The following is a 19,549-nucleotide window of genomic DNA, read 5'->3' on the forward strand; positions in this document are numbered from 1 at the left end:
ACCCTTAAATCTCCCTTCAAAAGGGGAACCACTGCCTTGGGTGGCTTTGCCGACTTGTAGACGCGGAGTGGCTTCCCGCAGGGTAGCAAGTGGCGTGGAATTTGCTAAATTTTTTCTGGTTCTCCCCCTTTTTTAAAGAGGGGTTAGGGGGGAGCGAATTCTATGCAGCCTCATAAAGAATTAGGATAAGGATATTAATAGTATACATGCCGCAATATTTCATGATTCTTAAATTTGTATTTCTAGAGTATGAATATAATGTGTGATTTTGGTGGCATTTTTATGACCAGAATTCATGGATTCCTGTCACGATCAACTGCTAAATAATTATGTAATAACTAATTACCTACAGCCTTTTGGCTATAATATTAAATTCCTAATTTTCCTAGGAATATCATGTATGGTAATCCTGTTTGATTATTAAAAAATTCCGTACAATTAAAATCTGAGTGTAGGGTGGGCAATGTCGGTTCGACAAATACGGAGATTTTCTCAGAAATCAAATCGGATTGCTATATATATAATATTTTTGATTAAAATTACTGTTTTTTACAGAATATTGCATTAAATCACAGAGTTGCTCTTCTTAGTTATTATATTTTATATATTTATTGTATGATAGCTACAGAATGCTATTATTCATTAACAACATATCCCCTGTAATTAGCTCAATCTTGACCAAAACTGAAAAGTATTGGTTCCGGGGAATTTGCTTACTAGTTACTCAAGTTTCTGTGCTGGGGAATCTCAGAACCTTAGTATAAGTCAATACAATTAATCAATGTTAAGCTTGCTTCGTAGCAACAAACTTCAATTGTAAGTATTATCACGTCTAATTGATTTAGCTGAATTAACTATCTAAATCAGCCCCGATATTTTCCTGTGCAAAAATTTTGTAATTAGTTTCAACATTGATAGTCAAGTTTATTTTGATGCATTTTTTAGCTTTGCTATGTTGCTGAGACTAAAATTTTAGTCACAAATAAAGCCAGTATTAACACTAGGTTACTGCGAACTAAACAATCATGGATGTGAAAGAACTTCTAACTAGGTATGCAGCAGGAGAAAGAAGCTTTAACGGCATAGAATTGCCAGAAGCAGACCTGCGGGGGGCTAACTTAGGTGGTGTAGATTTTGGTAGAGTCAACCTCCAAGGTGCTAACCTTACTGGTGCGTCTTTAAGTGGGGCTAATTTAAGTCAAGCAAATCTCAGAGGTGCGAAATTACATAGAGCAAATTTATCGGAAGTAATTTTGAGTGGGGCTGACTTACGCCAAGCGGCGCTAACAACTGCGAATTTAAATGAATCAGATCTCAGTGGAGCCTGTCTGCATGATGCAGATTTGTGTGATGCTGATTTGCATATGGCTTCTCTCAGCGCCGCCAATTTACAGGGTGCTAATTTGAGTGGGGCGAAAATGGGCGGAGTTAGGATGTGGAAAGCGGATTTGCAGTGGGCTGATTTAAGTGGCGCTGACTTAAGCGAAGCCAATTTGAGTGAGGCTAACTTGACAGGAGCAAATCTCAACGCTACAGATATGAGTGAAACATTCATGACTGGCACAATTATGCCTGATGGCTTGATCCATCAATAATTTTCGATAGGGGTAATTTAAACTTTTAGCGATCGCACTCTCCACTATCAACAATACAAACAATTACACAAGTTAAGGTAGATATTTTCAGGTATTTATGGCTTCAATGCCTCTCTAGCCTGGTTTTTACAGGTTTTGGTCGTCTATACAGCCTCTAGCAGTTAGTTTGATGAAATCCTTGGGAATAATTTAATTAAGCTAATTAGCCTCAACAAGACAAAAAGATCTAATTTTCTTGTTTGTTTGCTGATTAGTTGATTAATATATCTCGTCCTAGGGACATCCTACTAACCCATGAAATTCAGGTTCTTTATTCAAGCATTATTGCTGAGTTTACTAGTATTTTGTGTCACTATAGCCCTATCCCTCAAACAACCAACCTATGCAGGAGAGACGACATTTTACTGCGGTAAAAGTAAAGGTGTACCTGTAACATTTGCTCGCACCCAAGATGGTAGAAAAGTCCCCATGGTGCGTTGGAGTTCTAACAATTATTTTCCCCCACCTTGGACTGCTCAACGGCGTTGTCAGGAAGTATCTCGAAGATTTCAAAAGAATTATGACAACGGTACATTGAGAAATATCAAGACTGGAACTCTCAGAGGAGAACTTGTAATCTGTGCTGCTAAGAGCCAAAACTCTGCTTGTACAGATAGCACTTTGTTATTCACTCTCAAACGCGGAGCTAATTCTAGTCTGACTGTACGCAAACTTTTCGATCGCCGGGGTTTAGCTGCTGGAAATGTGCTGAGTGAAAGTGCTGATGACTCTATGAATATTGATTTTGATGCTTACTTAAATAATGCCACAGTTGAAGATTGATTATTAGCGAATTTTAGATTTTGGATTGATACCAATTCTATAGCAATCCCATTTTAGTTGTGAAAAATATTGGTTTTGACTGTTGACTGTCAACGGTTAACAGTCAACAACCCTGTTTGTAATATTTCACAAATCCAAAAGTGGATTGCTATAGTTAAATTATTTTTAATATTTAGAATTAAATTCTGCTTTTTTTACTTAACACTAGAATTAATTTCAAAAGATTTAATCATTCTGTCTACTATTGGCTTAAATTTATCATAATCATCTATTTTGGCTGTATAAGTAATTATATATGCTTGTTCATTTTTTAAAGTCCAAATTTGCAAATTTTTCAATACCTTGTTACCATCTTTTCCTGTATAAACTAGTTTCATAGCAGGCTTATTGAGGAGAGTTGTAGAACTTTCTTCAATAATTTGACTAGCTGATAAATTAGATTTGATATCATTACGGAATAATTTGCTAGACTCTTCTAATGTTCCAGAAAAATTTTCAACGCTGATAGTTACTTTTTCAATAAAATTGTCCTTTTCACTTTGTTTATTTGATAAAAAAGTAACAATTTCCGCAGTAATTTGATTATCTATTTCTTGTCTTTCCCAATTTTGAGGATATTGGATTTTAATTCTATATTGAGAATTTGCATAAATTGATAAATCTGCTTTTTGTAAGATAAGTTTACCGATAATTAAACCGCTGATAGCAAACATTACTAATGTCGTCAGCTTAAATATAAATTTGCTAGGTATTGTAGTTACTAATTTGGTTGGGACATTACCAGGGCTAACTTGAAGAGTTTTAGCTGTCATTGTGGCTGCACTAGATAATGATAGCTCTTGTAGCGCTTGCAATGCTAAACCTGCTGTTTGGTATCGTTGGTGAAATTCATGTAATACCATTTTGTCTAAAATATTGGCTAGTTTAGGATTGATTTTTACTTGTTGCTGCCAAATAATTTTTCCTGTATAAGGATCTTCTAATTGATGGGGATATAAACCTGTGAGAGCTTGAATAGCAATCATACCCACTGCATAGACATCACTGCTATGTTTGGGATAACCTCTTTGTTGTTCAAATGGCATATAACCAGGAGTTCCTACAATGAGAGTACCCTGATTTTTGATTTGTGAATTAGCAATCTGAGTACTGATTTGTTTGACTGCACCAAAATCAATAAGTACAATTTTTCCATCTGATTTTCTGCGGCGGATATTCGATGGTTTAATATCTCGGTGAATCACATTATGTTGATGGACAAAGGCTAAAATTTCTAATATTCCCACTAAAATTTGCATCACCTCTGTTTCGCTCATGTGCTGATTTAAGATTAATTCTTCACTTAAATCGTGTCCTTCTATATATTCTTGAATTAAATAAAATTCTTGGTTTTCTTCTATGTAAGCAAACAGTTGGGGAATTTGGTCGTGCTTGTTTCCTAATTGTTGCAGAATTTTAGCTTCCTGATAGAACAAACGTTCTGCCGATTTTACAGTATCTGGATCGGGATTTTGTGGTGTAAACTGCTTAACAACACAGTTAGGAGTCCCCGGTAGATGGGTATCCTTAGCTAAAAAAGTAGTACCAAAACTTCCTTGTCCTAGGAATGCGGTAATTTGGTAACGTCCACCTATTTTTTTACCCAACATGCAACTTACCTGATATTTAAAAATTAATCACTGGGTTTAATCTGTCTATTTTGGCACATTATTTATTAAATACAATTGATTTGATTTTTGAATTAATATAGGATTCATACTTAATTTTTGAAATATATATGGTGGATATTACCCACTATCTCAGGGTTTTGCTGTGCATTGCCTAAATTTACTGATACCAATTCTATGTGAAGTTGCGCTATATTCGTCCTCACCCTAGAAGGCTGGGGCTACACAAACAAAGCCCACGGAGGTGTGCTAATTAAGCGCATCTTCATCCAGAAACGGTATGAGATTGATTCAATAAAAAATTGCATTACTACACATCATTACAATATGAAACTCAGCTTGTGCACGATCGTAAAAAATGAAGCAGCTACACTACCTAAATGTCTCAACAGTGTGAAAAATGTTGTAGATGAAATGGTGATTTTAGATACAGGTTCTAGCGATCGCACTCCAGAAATCGCTCAATCTTACGGTGCAAAAGTACATCATTTCAAATGGAACAATAACTTTAGTACGGCTCGCAATGAAGCTCTGAAATATGTCACTGGTGATTGGATTTTAGTGTTAGATGCAGATGAGACGCTAAAACCAGAAATTGTGTCAGAGATTCACTCTGTAATTCAAAGTGAAGAATATCTGTTAATTAACCTGCTGCGTCAGGAAATAGGTGCAGAACAATCTCCTTATTCTTTGGTTTCTCGACTATTTCGCCGCCACCCAGAAATTCAATTTTCTCGCCCTTATCATGCTTTGGTTGATGATAGTGTGGCGGCAATTTTAGCGAAGGAACCTAAGTGGCAAATTGGCTATTTACAAGGGGTAGCAATTTTGCACAAAGGATATCAAAAAAATGCGATCGCTCAAGGTAATAAATACGCTAAAGCGCAAGCCGCAATGGAACAATTTTTAGCGACACATCCTTTTGATCCTTATGTTTGCAGTAAGTTAGGAGCTTTGTATATCACCACTGGCAAAATAGAAGCAGGTATAGAACTCCTTAAAAGAGGCGTGAGAACAAGTGAGGAAAACTACGAGATTTTATATGAACTGCATTATCATTTAGGGATTGCTTACAGTCGGTTACAAAATCCGAAACAAGCTAGCGTTCATTATCAAGCAGCTATTAAGTTACCTATTTACCCAATTTTAAAATTGGGAGCATATAACAATCTCGGTAACTTACTCAAAGCAGCGGGAGACTTGAAAATTGCTAAAAAAGCTTATGAAGCAACTTTGAAAATTGACCCGAATTTTGCCGCTGGACATTACAATTTAGGGATGACATTTAAGGCTTTAGGTTTATTTACTGATGCGATCGCCTGTTATCAAAAAGCCATCAAGTTAAACCCCAGATATGCAGAAGCTTATCAAAATTTAGGAGTAGTCCAGCTAAAAGTAGGCAATCATCAAGCTAGTTTAATTGCCTTTAAAAATGCGATCGCTCTCCACCAAGAACAAAACCCCGAAGAAGCCCAAAGGCTGCGTCAGGGTTTGCAGGAGATGGGGTTGTTGTGAGAAGACGGTTAACGGTTAACGGTTGACGGTTGACTGTTGACTGTTGACTGTTAACAACTGACAACTGACTATTGACTAAATTCGCGATCGCACAAATTTCTCTAATCTATCCATTCCTTTTTCAATAGTTGCCATGTCTGTGGCGTAGGAAAGGCGGATGTTTTTATCGGCACCAAAAGCAATACCGGGAATTACGGCTACTTGATGTTCTTCGATCAGCGCATCGCAGAATTCTAAGGATTTTAAGCCTGTTTTGCTGATGTCGGGGAACAGATAAAAAGCACCATCAGGTTTGGGACAACTCAAGCCGGGGATGGCGTTGAGTCTGTCTAACATTACCTGTCGGCGTTTGGCAAAGGCTTGGCGCATTTCTTCCACGCAGTCTTGAGAACTTTCTAAAGCCGCGATCGCGCCATATTGAGCAAAGGTACAGACGTTAGATGTACTATGCCCTTGGATGGTACTGGTAGCTTTAATAATTTCTACTGGCCCGGCTAAATAGCCAAGTCGCCAACCTGTCATGGAATAAGCTTTCGCAAAACCATTACTAATTAAAGTGCGGGCGAAAATTTCTTTTCCCAAGGAACCAATGCTGATATGCTCTGCACCATCGTAGAGAATTTTCTCGTAAATTTCGTCAGAGACAACAAAGATATCTGCATCAACTACTACCTCTGCCAAGGCTTTAATTTCCTCTGGGGTGTACACCATTCCCGTGGGGTTAGATGGTGAATTGAGGATAAATAGCTTGGTTTTTGGGGTAATTGCTTGGCGCAGTTGTTCGGGAGTAATTTTATAGCCTGTGGAAGCATCTGTATGTACAATTACGGATACTCCGCCGACTAAGGTAACCATCTCCGGATAACTGAGCCAATAGGGAGCGGGGATAATAACTTCATCACCTGGATCGATGAGGGCGACGATCAAGTTGTAGAGAGAATGTTTCCCGCCATTGGTGACGATGACATTTTCGGCTTTGTAATCGAGTCCGTTATCTGTTTTTAGCTTGTGGGCGATCGCTTCCCTTAACTTTGGTTCTCCGGCTGCTGGGCCATATTTGGTTTTCCCTTCATCCAAAGCTTTTTCGGCTGCTGCTTTGATATGGGCTGGGGTATCAAAATCTGGTTCTCCAGCGCTAAAACTACAAACATCTATACCCTCTGCCTTCATTGCCTTAGCTTTAGCTGCGATCGCTAAGGTTAAAGAGGGTGTTACCTGACTTACTCTTGCTGCCAGCTTCATTCTTAATTATTTATTCGCTTAATCTCTAACCTATTTAACAATATCCCACAATCTCGATTGAGAATTGATTTTTTAAAATTCCTTAGTCCATCTCGTTAACAAATTCTGGCAATATTAAGAATTTTGTTAATAGGAGAGCGTGTAAATATTTGTACTTCCAGCAGCCGATTCAAGCGCTCATTTTTACATATTCTGAGTCAGATAGCAGGTATAATTTCTTGCTATAACTTCTGTTAATCGGTTTTTTGGTGTAAATCAAGCTTTTTCACAGCTTATTGCAGTTTTTTGGTGATATACAGGCTCAATAAAAAAGTAAAGCGATCGCCCACAGCAGAATATATTCCTTTGAAGCAATACATAATTGACGGTAATGACTGATAATAATGACAACAAAAATCAAATTCCAGCAACCGAATATGATTCACCTTGGAAAGATATTTTACAAACATATTTTTCCGAATTTATGCAGTTCTTTTTTCCCAATGCATATAACGAAATTGATTGGAGACAACAGCCAGAGTTTTTAGATAAAGAACTGCAAGAAGTAGTTGTCGATGCAGAAATTGGTCGCCGTTTTGCGGACAAATTGGTCAAAGTTTATCTGCAAAATGGTCAAGAAACTTGGGTGTTAATTCATGTTGAGGTGCAGTCTCAAGAAGAAGCAGATTTTGCCGCGAGGATGTATACCTATAATTATCGCATTTACGATAGATACAAAAAATCTGTAGCTTCTTTAGCAATTCTCGGAGATGACAGAGCAAATTGGCGACCGGAACAATTTGGTTATAGTCTATTTGGGTGTCGGTTAAATTTTCAATTTCCGATTATTAAGTTGATAGATTATCAACCACGATTATCGGAATTAGACAACGACAATAACCCATTCGCAACAGTAGTAATGGCACACTTAGCGGCGCTGAATACCCGTAATGACCGTAACAACCGTAAACAGCAAAAATTGGCTTTGGTACAAAGTTTATATGAAAAAGGGTTTGAAGAGCAGGATGTAATTAATTTAATTGCGTTTGTGGATTGGATGTTAACTTTGCCACCTAATTTAGAAGCAGAGTTTAAACTAGAAATACAACAACTGGAGGCTAGACGACGGATGAAATATGTAACTTCTTTTGAACGTATTGCCAAGCTGGAAGAAGCATTATCATTAGTGACACGGTTACTTAATCGTCGTCTAGGTACTGTTGATGAGTCATTACTTGAGCAGGTGCGCTCTTTAAATATTAACGAATTGGAAGCATTAGCTGAAGATTTACTTGATTTTACTTCGGTGACTGATTTAACTAATTGGTTGTCTGCAAGGCGACAAAATAATTACTAAATAATTACTAATTCGTAATTTTGGGGAAGCACCGCAGCAAATTGTTAAATTGCTTGTATTTATTTGTGAGGTGCTACACCCCAACTAATTTAATACCAATTTAAATAATGTTGGCGACACATCAATATATTCTAGAGGGCAAAGCAGTGCCTTATCTCTAGAATGTGTCACATTTTTTTAAGTTGATATAATTACGAAATATTTTAATTTGGGTAATTGAGTTCGGCTAATTTGACGATCGCATCAATCAATTTAATTGGTTCAACTGGTTTAGAAGCATACATGTGAAAACCAGCTTCTAGAGCCTCTTTGGCGTCTTCTTCTCTAGCATAGGCTGTCAGAGCGATCGCGGGAATTCTTCCACCTTGTTCTGGTGGTAGCAGTCTGACTTTGCGGATTAATGTATAGCCGTCTTCTTCCGGCATTCCAATGTCGCTAATTAAAATATCTAGGGGATATTGTTGAATTGCAGCCAGGGCTTCTTTTACGGAATTTACAGATGTGACTTCCGCACCAGCTTGCTGTAAGGCGACGGTGAGAAAATGGCGGGTATCAGTGTCATCATCAACTACTAGCAGCCGCAAATCTTGTAGGGGTAATTTTGGGATGGTGACAGCCGCGGTTTCTTCTGCGGTTTCGGCACTTTCCTGGGTTTTAGCTTCTAAAAATGGTAATTTTACTGTAAACGTTGCGCCTTTTCCCTCCCCTGGACTTTCAGCATGGATAGTTCCACCATGTAGTTCTACCAAGTGACGAGCGATCGCTAATCCTAATCCTAAGCCAGTATGACTGCGAGTTGTACTGCCGTCAGCTTGACGAAAGCGATCGAATACATATTGTAAAAAGTCGGATTGGATACCTATACCTGTATCACTTACCTGAATTTGCGCGTAGCTGTCTTTGATTTCTTTACCTTTAATCGTTGATAATCTAATTTCCACTCGCCCGTTTTGGGGTGTGAACTTGATTGCATTGCTGAGCAGGTTCCAGACAACTTGTTGTAATCTATCAGGATCGCCAGAAACCATAAAGGGTGAAGCTAGATGGCTAGCTACAGAAACGTAGCCGTTATTCTCCCTGGTCTTTTTGGCTTTTTTCCTCACTTCATCGATGCTACCCGCTTCATTGGGTGCAATCACAAACTCAAAGGCAAGATTTTTGGCTTCGGCTTGGAGACGTACTGTATCTACGGCGGCGTCAATCACTGTGACTAAATTCACGGGGCAGATATTTAAAAATAGTTTGCCACGAATGATCCGTGAAACATCCAAAATATCTTCGATGAGTTGTTCTTGTAACAGGGCGTTGCGTTCAATGGTTTCCAAAGCTCGCGCCGTAGCTTTTTCATCGAGTTTGCGATTGCGGAGGAGTTTCGACCAACCGAGAATTGAATTTAAAGGGGTACGCAGTTCGTGAGATAAGGTGGCTAAAAACTCATCTTTCATCCGGTTGGCGGCTTCCGCTTCTTTGAGTGCGGCTTGTTCGCGGATTAATTTGGCGCGTTCTTCTTCGGCTCGTTTGCGATCGCTAATATCTTCTACTGTACCTACATAACCGATGACTTCTTTGCGATCGGCAAGCATGGGTGAGGAGCGCAAAGTTAACCATCTCACATCCCCCTCTGGTGTGAGAATAGTAAACTCGTTATAGTATTCTTTGCCTTGTTGGGCGCAACTTGCCCAGTCTGCAAAGATATTTTCTCTATCTTGGGGTGCTAGCGATCGCAACCAACCTTTGTTTAAACATTCTTCACCAGAAATCCCTAAAATTGTTTGGTAGCGGGGATTTGTGTAAGTACAATTACCGCTAGCATCCGTCAGAAAAATGCCTATTGGTGAGTTAACACATAAAGAACGAAATTGTTCTTCACTCTTTTGCAAACTGGCATTTAAGGCTGCTAATTGGGCGGCTTGGCGTTCTACCTCTGCGGTTTTTTGAAATAAATCAACAAACGCTGCTACCTTTGATTTCAAAATTTCCGGCTCAATTGGCTTAAATAGATAGTCTACTGCGCCTAGAGAATAGCCTTTAAATACCATTGATTCGTTGGTACTAAATGCCGTTAAGAAAATAATCGGGGTATGACGCGATCGCTCTCTTTGGCGAATCAGAGTTGCTGTATCAAATCCATCCATCTCTGGCATTTGCACATCCAGCAATATCACCGCAAAATCTTGATTGAGCAAACATCTCAAAGCTTGGGCCCCCGATGTCGCCCTTACCAGATTCTGACCCAAGCTGTGTAATATGGCTTCTAAAGCCAACAAGTTTTCTGCGTGGTCATCAACCAGGAGAATATTTACTGGTAGTTCGGACGGCATTATGGGTATAGACTCCTAGCTAGACTAAAAAATTAGTTTCTATGCTTTTTTATAGACTTTCGACTTTCTGAAGGAGTTTTACAACTATCTCAGGTTACAGCTTTGAGGAAAAGGAATAAAGATATACTAGATTTTTGCTCAAAGACTTGATTTTCGTTTCCAAAGCCTAATTGTAGAAAGATCGTAGTTGGCTGTCAAAGGCTTGGTTGACGGTTGATGGTTGTACGGGCGGGTTCACAGATATCCTCACTGATTCATGAACATCTCCCATAAACCCGCCCCTACTGACTGTTGACTGTTGACTCACTCTAGGCGATCGCAAATTCAGTCATGGCTCGTTTACTGGGATGATGGAAGCCTAAAATAATATCCGTTTTGGGAATACCTGCTGCTAACAGATCATCCACAATCGCCAAGTTGGTGCTGTCTTCTTCCACCCAGATTTTACCGTTTTGAATCTGCAAGTATAAAATAATGTGTTGAACTCGTCTTTTGCCATCCCAACCACAACGCAACCACAGGTATTGATCGCGTTGTTCGTCTAAAATCAGGCGATCGCTAATTGTGGCTTCTGTGGTGTTAGCCGATTGCGAATTGCTCAATTCATCGTATTTTTTAATATTTTTTTGCACAATATTGCGATATTGGATTAAGGTATCCATTGCACAATTTCCTCTTGTTGAGTATCGACAATAATTAATTGCAGGTTATTTTGGCGGATAATGAGCTGAATTGATGGACGTTGAAAAAAGTTGAAATAAACAATGTCGTCAATTGCTAGATATAAATTATATTCAGGTTTGCTGGCGCATCATGGTAAATATCTTTTGCAGGCATGGAGTGAGTTTTTTATCTTTAATTCTAACTAATTCTCCTGTAAAGCTTCTCGCGGGCATCTAAGGCTTCATACTGGGTTTCATAAGGTGTAAATTTCAGTGATTCTTGTCGTCCTAAACCTAAAATTCCAAACCTAATTAAGCTGTCGTAAAGTAGATGATGTACCCGATTTTGTAGGGTTTTATCAAAGTAGATTAAGACATTGCGACACAATATGACATTAAATTCATTAAAAGAACCATCTGTAACTAAATTATGCGGTGAAAAGACAATATTTTCCTTTAGAGATGAGCGAAAAATAGCGCTGTCGTAGGCGGCTGTGTAATATTCGGAAAAATAAGTTTTACCACCTGCTTGCAAATAATTATGGGTATACTGCTGCATTAATTCTATAGGAAAAATCCCATCTTTTGCTTTGCGTAATACTGTTTCATTCATATCTGTGGCATAAAGACGGGAACGTTGATAAAGCCCTTCTTCTTGCAGCAAGATTGCCATAGAATAAACTTCTTCGCCAGTAGAGCAACCTGCGTGCCAAATGCGAATAAAAGGATAAGTTTTTAATAGCGGTATAACTTTTGTTCTAAAAGCCAAATAAAAACTAGCATCACGAAACATTGAAGTTACATGAACGGAAAGATTTAATAAAAATCGTTCCATGCATTCGCGATCGTGCAGGACTTTTTCTTGTAAAGCGGAGATGGTAGTTAAATTTTCTGCATGAATGGTATTCCAAATCCGACGTTTAAGAGAAGCTAGGGCATAATTGCGAAAATCTAAACCATAGTAACGGTATATGCCCTCTAGTAAAAGGTGAATTTCGATTTCTTCTAAAGTGGACATGGGATATTGGGCATTGGGCATTGGGCATTGGGCATTGGGCATTGGGCATTGGGTATTATTAATCAAAAGTTAGACTTAAAGGTGCAACTTCCAGCATCAAAGCCGCAATGTTGAGGTTTAAAGGTGCAACTTCCAGCATCAAAGCCGCAATGTTGAGGTTTAAAGGTGCAACTTCCGAGATAAAAGCCGCAATGTTGAGGTTTAAAGATGCAACTTCCGAGATAAAAGCCGCAACGTTGAAGTTTAAAGGTGCAACTTCCGAGATAAAAGCCGCAATGTTGAGGTTTAAAGGTGCAACTTCCAGCATCAAAGCCGCAACATTCATGCTTAAAACTACAATTTCCAAGATAAAAGCCCCAACCTCCGCAATCAAAACTCTAACTTCCAACCTCAAAACCTCTAGCCCCATGCCCAATGCCCCATGCCCCTACCTATACAGCCAAACGCGCAATAAAGAAAGCAACTGTTCGGTATCTACAGGCTTAGTAATGTAATCTGATGCGCCGGCGGCGATGCATTTTTCGCGATCGCCTTGCATGGCTTTGGCGGTGAGGGCAATAATTGGTAAACTGCGTAATTTGGGGTTTTGACGGATGAGCTTGGTTGTTTCGTAACCGTCCATTTCTGGCATCATTACGTCCATTAAGACAATATCAATGTCTGGTGTATTGTCTAACAGGGCAATTCCTTCTCTACCATTCTCCGCATAGACTACGTGCATTTGATATCGCTCTAGCATACTTGTTAAGGCGAAGATGTTACGCACATCGTCATCGACAATTAATACTTTTTTGTGGGTGAGCAAATAGTCTCTAGCATGTAGCTGTTCTAATATTTCTCGTTTGGGGGCTGGTAAGTTTGCTTGGACTCGGTGTAAAAATAATGCGGTTTCATCTAAGAGGCGTTCTGGCGATCGCACATCTTTGACAATGATTGTATCTGCTAAGCGTCGCAGTTCTGTTTCCTGGGTGCGATTGAGTTCTTGACCTGTATAAACAATGATTGGTAATGTTTTCCCATTGGGTAAGAGTTTAATCTGCTCGATTAACTCAAAACCTGTCATGTCTGGTAAGCCTAAATCCAGCACTAGACAATCATAGTACTGATTTTGAATGGCTTCGAGGGCGGCTTTTCCTGTACCTACGGCTGTGGTGGTTACGTCGCTATTACCAATTAGTTCGACAATGCTGTGGCGTTGGGTTTCGTCGTCTTCTACTACTAGCAAGTTTTTCACTCGCCGTTCGATAAAGCCTTTAATTTTATTTAAGGCTTCGGAAATCACTTCGCTGGTTAAGGGTTTTTGTAAATATGCGATCGCGCCGAGTTGTAAACCCCGTTGTCTTCCTTCTTCCACAGTGATGATATGAACGGGGATGTGGCGGGTTTTGGGGTTATGTTTTAACCTGTCTAGCACCGTCCAACCGTCCATTTCTGGTAAGCGAATATCTAATAAAATGGCGGAAGGATGATATTGCTGGGCTAGGGAGAGTCCAATATTGCCATTTTGGGCGGTAATCACCTTAAATCCCTGCTGGCGCGCCATATCTAAAAGGATACGGGCAAAGTTAATGTCATCTTCTACGATTAATAAAACGCGATCGTCTTCTGCCAGGATAGCGCGATCGTCGTTCAGCACTGAAGAATTGTTGCTAGGGGCGAGCAATTGGGGGCCGATAATTGGTCTGGGTGTTAAAGGTTCAGCAACAGTTAACCCACGCAAATCCGGGCTGGTTTGGGGGAGGTAGAAAGTAAAGGTACTACCTTGATTCGGTTCGCTGACAAGTTTAATTTCTCCACCAAATAAGCGGGCGATTTCGCGGCTAATTGATAAACCTAATCCTGTACCACCGTATTTCCTACTAGTACTACCATCAGCTTGTTGGAAGGCTTCAAAAATTACTTTCTGTTTATCTGGCGCAATTCCTATACCTGTATCCCTAACAGAGAAAGCAATAACATTGTGGGCGCGATTTAAGGCTTCTTGGGTAAGACTCCAACCTTCTTTAACTACCTCCACCCGCAAGCAGACTTCGCCACGTTCGGTGAATTTAAAAGCGTTGGAAAGTAAATTTTTCAGGACTTGTTGTAAGCGTTTGCTATCTGTGTATAGGGTTTTGGGTAAGTCCGGCGCAAGTTCAATTGTAAAGCCCAGTCCTTTGTTCTGAGCAATTTGCCCAAAGGTGCGTTCTAATTGATCGCCTAACTCCGAAAATAGCATCTGGTGCATATCAATTGACATGGTTCCAGATTCGATTTTCGCCAGATCCAAAATGTCATTAATTAAAGTCAATAAGTCAGTACCCGCAGAGTAAATTGTTTGACTATATTCAATTTGCTTACCTGTCAGGTTACCTTCGGTGTTATCGGCTAACAGTCGCGCCAAAATCAACAAGCTATTTAGTGGTGTCCGCAATTCGTGGGACATATTCGCCAGGAATTCGGATTTATATTTAGATGAAAGGGCGAGTTGTTCGGCTTTCTCTTCCAAAGAACGCCTAGCTTGTTCTATCTCTAAATTCTTCCGCTCAACTTCCTTCTTTTGCAACGCCAACAATTCGGCTTTTTCTTCTAATTCAGCGTTGGTTTGTTGGAGTTCTTCTTGCTGTCCTTTGAGTAAATCTTCGGAAGCTTTGAGTGATTGGGCTTGCTGTTCTAGCCGCTTGTTGGTTTCCCTCAGTTCGTTTTGCTGGGTTTGCAGTTCTTCCGCTAAAGATTGGGATTGTTTGAGTAATTCTTCGGTGCGCATGGAAGCTGCGATGGTATTTAAGACGATCGCAATACTTTCGGTAAGCTGGTCAAAGAAGGTTAAATGTATTTCGCTGAAGCGACGGAAGGAAGCTAATTCTATAACGGCTGTGACTTGTCCTTCAAACAACACAGGTAATACAACCGCATTCAGGGGTGAAGCTTCGCCTAAACCTGAGCTAATTTTCACATAATCACTCGGCACATCTGTTAACAGAATTCTTTCTTTTTCCAAAGCACATTGTCCTACCAAACCTTCACCCAGGTAGAAACGGTTCGCTAAATGTCTCCGTTCGCGATAAGCATAGCTACTGAGTAATTTGAGGAAAGCCTGATGATCGGTGGCTTCCATCATGTAGAATACGCCATGTTGCGCGCCTACTAATGGTGCTAGTTCCGAGAGGATGAGTTTAGAAACTGTTTCCAAATCACGCTGACCTTGCAACATGCGCGTAAACTTAGCGAGGTTTGTTTTCAACCAATCTTGCTCAGTATTTTTCTGGGTAGTCTCTCGCAGGTTAGCGATCATTTGGTTGATGTTGTCTTTGAGGATAGCCACTTCCCCTAAAGCTTCCACCGCAATCGACCGAGTTAAATCGCCCTTAGTAACCGCTGTTGCTACTTCTGCGATCGCCCTTAGTTGTGTAGTTAAAGTTGCAGCTAGTTCGTTCACATTATCTGTCAAATCTTTCCAAGTACCCGCCGCACCAGGTACTCTGGCTTGTCCGCCTAATTTTCCTTCAATTCCTACTTCCCGCGCTACTGTGGTTACCTGATTGGCAAAAGTTGCTAGGGTATCAATCATTTCGTTGATTGTTTCCGCGAGGGTTTCAATTTCTCCCTTCGCATCCAGCATTAATTTACGTTTCAAGTCCCCATTCGCCACCGCTGTGACAACTCTGGCGATACCCCGCACCTGGGCTGTTAAATTACCCGCCATCGAGTTGACATTATCTGTTAAATCCTTCCAAGTTCCCGCCACACCTTTAACTTGGGCCTGTCCGCCTAATTTTCCTTCCGTTCCCACCTCCCTTGCTACCCGCGTTACTTCCGAAGCAAAGGAACTCAGTTGATCCACCATTGTATTGATGGTGTCTTTCAACTCCAAAATTTCCCCGCGCACATCTACAGTAATTTTCTTGGATAAGTCGCCATTCGCCACCGCTTTGGTAACTTCTGCAATGTTCCGCACCTGGGCTGTTAAGTTCCCCGCCATCGAGTTCACATTGTCGGTGAGGTCTTTCCACGTCCCCGCCACACCTCTAACGTAAGCTTGTACGCCGAGTTTTCCTTCCGTTCCCACCTCTCGCGCTACCCTGGTTACCTCAGAGGCGAAGGAATTTAATTGATCCACCATTGTATTGATGGTGTTTTTCAACTCCAAAATTTCGCCCTTCACATCCACAGTGATTTTCTTGGATAAATCACCATTCGCCACTGCTGTAGTAACTTCTGCAATGTTCCGCACTTGGGCTGTCAAGCTTCCCGCCATGAAATTCACGCTGTCGGTGAGGTCTTTCCAGGTTCCCGCAACTCCTTTCACCTCTGCTTGTACACCTAATTTTCCTTCCGTTCCCACCTCTCGCGCTACCCTGGTTACCTCAGAGGCGAAGGAGTTTAATTGATCCACCATTGTATTAACGGTGTTTTTCAACTCCAAAATTTCCCCTTTGACATCCACAGAAATCTTCTTCGATAAGTCGCCATTAGCTACAGCTGTGGTAACTGCGGCGATGTTCCGCACTTGGGCTGTTAAACTACCCGCCATAAAATTCACGCTGTCGGTTAAGTCTTTCCAGGTTCCCGCAACACCGCGTACATCAGCTTGTACACCCAATTTACCTTCGCTTCCCACCTCTCGCGCTACCCTAGTTACCTCAGAGGCGAAGGAATTTAATTGATCCACCATGATATTGATGGTGTTCTTCAACTCCAAAATTTCGCCTTTAACTTGGACAGTAATTTTCTTCGATAAGTCACCATTTGCGATCGCCGTCGCAACTTCTGCTATATTCCTTACTTGGTCGGTGAGGTTACCCGCCATCATGTTCACCGCACCTGTTAAATCTTTCCAGGTTCCCGCTACACCGCGTACTTCCGCTTGTACGCCTAACTTCCCTTCCGTTCCCACCTCCCGCGCTACCCTGGTTACTTCCGATGCAAAGGAACTGAGTTGATCCACCATAGTATTGATGGTATTTTTCAACTCTAAAATTTCGCCCTTCACATCCACAGTAATTTTCTTCGATAAATCACCAGTCGCCACTGCTGTAGTTACTTCCGCAATATTCCGGACTTGGGCTGTTAAACTACCCGCCATAAAATTCACGCTGTCGGTTAAGTCTTTCCAAGTACCCGCAACACCGCGTACATCAGCTTGTACTCCCAGTTTCCCCTCACTTCCCACCTCTCGCGCTACCCTGGTAACTTCCGACGCAAAGGAATTTAATTGATCCACCATTGTATTGATGGTATTTTTCAACTCCAAAATTTCGCCCTTCACATCCACAGTGATTTTCTTCGATAAGTCACCCGTCGCTACAGCTGTAGTTACTTCCGCAATATTCCGCACTTGGGCTGTTAAACTACCCGCCATGAAATTCACGCTGTCGGTTAAATCTTTCCACGTACCAGCCACACCGCGAACTTCTGCTTGTCCCCCTAATTTACCTTCCGCCCCTACTTCCCGCGCTACCCTAGTAACTTCCGATGCAAAAGAATTTAGTTGATCCACCATAATATTGACGGTGTTTTTCAACTCCAAAATTTCGCCCTTCACATCTACAGTAATTTTCTTGGATAAATCCCCATTCGCCACCGCCGTAGTTACTTCCGCAATATTCCGTACCTGGGCTGTCAAATTCCCCGCCATCAAGTTAACGTTATCTGTTAAATCTTTCCAAGTACCAGCCACACCGCGAACTTCTGCTTGTACACCTAACTTCCCTTCCGTCCCCACTTCCCTTGCTACCCTGGTAACTTCCGACGCAAAGGAATTTAATTGATCCACCATCGTGTTGATGGTATTTTTCAACTCCAAAATTTCGCCCTTCACATCCACGGTGATTTTCTTGGATAAGTCGCCATTCGCCACAGCTGTAGTTACTTCCGCAATATTCCGCACCTGCGCCGTCAAACTACCCGCCATGAAATTCACGCTGTCGGTTAAATCTTTCCACGTACCCGCCACACCGCGAACTTCTGCTTGTCCGCCTAATTTTCCTTCCGCGCCTACTTCCCGCGCCACTCTGGTAACTTCCGATGCAAAGGAATTGAGTTGATCAACCATGATATTGACGGTGTTTTTCAACTCTAAAATTTCGCCTTTAACGTTTACAGTAATTTTCTTGGATAAATCGCCATTGGCTACCGCCGTTGTTACTTCCGCAATGTTACGTACCTGAGCAGTTAAATTCCCTGCCATCAAGTTAACGTTGTCGGTCAAATCTTTCCATGTACCCGCCACACCGCGAACTTCAGCTTGTACGCCCAATTTCCCTTCCGTACCCACCTCTCGCGCTACTCTGGTTACCTCAGACGCAAAGGAGTTTAATTGATCCACCATCGTGTTGACGGTGTTCTTCAATTCGAGAATTTCGCCTTTGACATTAACTGTAATTTTCTTCGATAAGTCACCATTTGCGATCGCAGTTGCAACTTCTGCAATATTACGTACCTGTCCGGTTAAATTTCCTGCCATTAAATTGACATTATCTGTCAAATCCTTCCAAGTTCCCGCCACACCGCGAACTTCGGCTTGTACGCCTAACTTCCCTTCTGTCCCCACTTCCCGCGCTACCCTAGTAACTTCCGATGCAAAGGAACCAAGCCTATCTACCATTGTGTTGACAATATTGGCAGTTTGTAGAAATTCTCCCTTCAGGGGTCTACCTTCAATTTCTGGGGCGATAGTTTGAGATAAATCACCATTAGCCACAGCCCTTATTACCCTTGTAGTTTCTGCTGTTGGCTGAACTAAATCTGTAATTAAACTGTTAACAGAATTGACGCAACTTAACCAAGAACCGCGAACATTTCCTAAAGAAGCACGTTCGGAAACATTACCATCTTTGCCCACAACATTACCGATGCGCTGTAACTCTGCTGCCATGCGCTCATTTTGATCGATAATGTCATTAAGCGTATCAGCAATTTTTCCCGCCATTCCTGTTTGATCAATCGGCATCCGAGCAGAAAAATCGCCTTTTTTAACAGCATTTAACGTTCTTAATAACTGTTTTAAATCTAGGTTGTCGCTTTCTCTGATTAACTGTTCAGTTGCCATTAGCTTATCCTTTAGGAATTTATTTTATATATTTTTTCTCCCCATTTTGCCTGGGGGAATACTATTAAGTTCACAAGTAGCACTATTGAGGACAGGATTAAATTCAGCAAATAACTCTATCCTCAAATGGTGCTACTACCACACTTATTAGAATTTCTCTTAGCCAATCATAGCCTTTGCTTCGTCCTGAGGATAGCTGCTGCACAGAGATTTTTGCAAGCAAATGTTGACTCAGTTTGTTTACCTATTCCTTTTGGCATATATCTTGAGGGGGAAGATTTTTAGAAAACCATAGAGATAAATAATCTTGCTGTTGTTAACTCAACTAATTGCCACAAAGT

General features: G+C 40.9%; 12 protein-coding genes. 4 read left to right on the forward strand and 8 right to left on the reverse strand.

All coding sequences use genetic code 11. From position 1 onward, the window contains the following. Nucleotides 1-1,025: 1,025 nt before the first annotated feature. Together H6G41_RS13535 and H6G41_RS13540 are read left to right on the forward strand one after the other, a co-directional pair. Entirely contained in the window at nucleotides 1,026-1,595 is a 570-nt protein-coding gene (locus tag H6G41_RS13535; RefSeq protein WP_190746699.1) for a pentapeptide repeat-containing protein, read from the forward strand. 294 nt (nucleotides 1,596-1,889) lie between these two features. Continuing rightward, nucleotides 1,890-2,417 carry a COP23 domain-containing protein gene (locus H6G41_RS13540; RefSeq protein ID WP_190746700.1) on the forward strand — a complete coding sequence of 176 codons (528 nt, stop codon included), beginning with the start codon at nucleotides 1,890-1,892 and terminating at the stop codon, nucleotides 2,415-2,417. A gap of 194 nt (nucleotides 2,418-2,611) precedes the next feature. On the opposite strand, the gene H6G41_RS13545 is transcribed toward H6G41_RS13540, so the two are convergent. Next, nucleotides 2,612-4,066 carry a serine/threonine-protein kinase gene (locus tag H6G41_RS13545; RefSeq protein ID WP_190746701.1) on the reverse strand — a complete coding sequence of 485 codons (1,455 nt, stop codon included), beginning with the start codon at nucleotides 4,064-4,066 and terminating at the stop codon, nucleotides 2,612-2,614. Between the two features lie 345 nt (nucleotides 4,067-4,411). Here H6G41_RS13545 and H6G41_RS13550 point away from each other — a divergent pair, with 345 nt between their 5' ends. Next, entirely contained in the window at nucleotides 4,412-5,599 is a 1,188-nt protein-coding gene (locus H6G41_RS13550; protein WP_190746702.1) for a glycosyltransferase, read from the forward strand. Between the two features lie 75 nt (nucleotides 5,600-5,674). Here H6G41_RS13550 and H6G41_RS13555 read toward each other — a convergent pair whose 3' ends face one another. After that, on the reverse strand, nucleotides 5,675-6,841 hold the full coding sequence (locus H6G41_RS13555) for a pyridoxal phosphate-dependent aminotransferase (RefSeq protein WP_190746703.1): 1,167 nt from the start codon (nucleotides 6,839-6,841) through the stop codon (nucleotides 5,675-5,677). 370 nt (nucleotides 6,842-7,211) lie between these two features. Between H6G41_RS13555 and H6G41_RS13560 the strand changes: the two genes are divergently transcribed. Next, nucleotides 7,212-8,177: a DUF4351 domain-containing protein gene (locus tag H6G41_RS13560; RefSeq protein ID WP_190746704.1), complete on the forward strand. Its 966-nt coding sequence runs from the start codon at nucleotides 7,212-7,214 to the stop codon at nucleotides 8,175-8,177. A 203-nt stretch (nucleotides 8,178-8,380) separates the two neighbouring features. Here H6G41_RS13560 and H6G41_RS13565 read toward each other — a convergent pair whose 3' ends face one another. The 6 genes from H6G41_RS13565 to H6G41_RS13590 all read right to left on the reverse strand — a co-directional run bounded on the left by H6G41_RS13565 (nucleotide 8,381) and on the right by H6G41_RS13590 (nucleotide 19,208). After that, nucleotides 8,381-10,498, reverse strand: coding sequence for a response regulator (locus tag H6G41_RS13565; protein ID WP_190746705.1), 2,118 nt, complete (start codon nucleotides 10,496-10,498; stop codon nucleotides 8,381-8,383). Nucleotides 10,499-10,806: 308 nt separating this feature from the next. Further along, entirely contained in the window at nucleotides 10,807-11,160 is a 354-nt protein-coding gene (locus H6G41_RS13570; RefSeq protein ID WP_190746706.1) for a XisI protein, read from the reverse strand. Continuing rightward, entirely contained in the window at nucleotides 11,148-11,273 is a 126-nt protein-coding gene (locus H6G41_RS35090; protein WP_190746772.1) for an element excision factor XisH family protein, read from the reverse strand. The genes H6G41_RS13570 and H6G41_RS35090 overlap by 13 nt, the downstream gene beginning before the upstream one ends. A gap of 86 nt (nucleotides 11,274-11,359) precedes the next feature. After that, a complete protein-coding gene (locus H6G41_RS13580; RefSeq protein ID WP_242037919.1) occupies nucleotides 11,360-12,199 on the reverse strand; it encodes a protein-glutamate O-methyltransferase CheR in 840 nt (279 codons plus the stop codon). 37 nt (nucleotides 12,200-12,236) lie between these two features. Further along, the gene (locus H6G41_RS13585) at nucleotides 12,237-12,587 is read right to left on the reverse strand and encodes a hypothetical protein (protein ID WP_190746707.1); all 351 of its coding nucleotides are present in this window, start codon (nucleotides 12,585-12,587) and stop codon (nucleotides 12,237-12,239) included. Nucleotides 12,588-12,605: 18 nt separating this feature from the next. Further along, nucleotides 12,606-19,208, reverse strand: a complete 6,603-nt coding sequence (locus tag H6G41_RS13590) for a HAMP domain-containing protein (protein WP_190746708.1) — start codon at nucleotides 19,206-19,208, stop codon at nucleotides 12,606-12,608. Nucleotides 19,209-19,549 lie beyond the last annotated feature (341 nt).

Origin of the sequence: Tolypothrix sp. FACHB-123 (genome assembly GCF_014697075.1) — a bacterium.
Taxonomy (GTDB): Bacteria; Cyanobacteriota; Cyanobacteriia; order Cyanobacteriales; family Nostocaceae; genus Aulosira.